The organism is Mycobacterium colombiense (genome assembly GCF_001953985.1).
GTDB lineage: Bacteria > Actinomycetota > Actinomycetes > Mycobacteriales > Mycobacteriaceae > Mycobacterium > Mycobacterium colombiense_B.
In genome coordinates, this window is the sequence record NZ_MBEI01000014.1 from 1 (window position 1) to 847 (window position 847).

Annotated in this window: 1 protein-coding gene; it reads left to right on the forward strand. The window is 69.8% G+C overall.

The window, feature by feature from the left end:
- The coding region (locus tag A5732_RS02750) for an HNH endonuclease signature motif containing protein (protein WP_076100498.1) at positions 1-847 on the forward strand (847 nt) is incomplete at both ends.

Below are 847 nucleotides of genomic sequence, written 5' to 3' on the forward strand. Positions count from 1 at the left end.
CCGCCCAACGCCAGGGCACACTGGGCGCCGGTCAGGTCGCGGTGATCCGCACGTTCTACCACCGCCTGCCCGGCTGGATCGACCTGGCCACCCGCGAGCAGGCCGAAGCCCAACTGGCCGAATTCGGAACCCGGTTTCGCCCCGAACAACTCGCCGACCTGGCGCGGGCACTGGCCGATGTGCTCAATCCCGATGGCACCTTCACCGACGAGGACCGGGCGCGTCAGCGTGGCCTGATGCTGGGTCACCAGCAAGCCGACGGGATGTCGGCGCTGCGCGGCTGGCTGACACCTGAAGCGCGCGCCACCCTGGAAGCCGTCTTGGCCAAACTCGCCGCCCCGGGCATGTGCAACCCCCTCGACGACACCCCGTGCGTGGACGGCGCACCCAGCCAGCACGCCATCGAGCACGACCCGCGCTCCGCGGCCCAGCGCAACCACGACGGACTCAACGCGGCCCTGCGCGCGCTGTTGGCCTCCGGAGAACTCGGTCAGCACAACGGGTTACCGGCCTCCATCGTCGTCACCACGACACTGGCCGAGCTGGAGGCCGCCGCCGGGCGTGGGTTGACCGGTGGCGGCACCATCGTGCCGATCAGCGACGTCATCCGACTGGCCCGCCACGCCCACCACTATTTGGCCGTCTTCGACCAAGGCAAGGCCCTGGCGCTGTATCACACCAAGCGCCTGGCCTCACCCGGCCAGCGAATCGTGCTGTACGCCAAGGACCGCGGATGCTCTGCCCCCGGCTGCACCGTGCCCGGCTACTACTGCGAAGTCCACCACGTCACCGACTGGTCCACATGCCACACCACCGACGCCGACCAACTCACCTTCGCCTGCGGCCC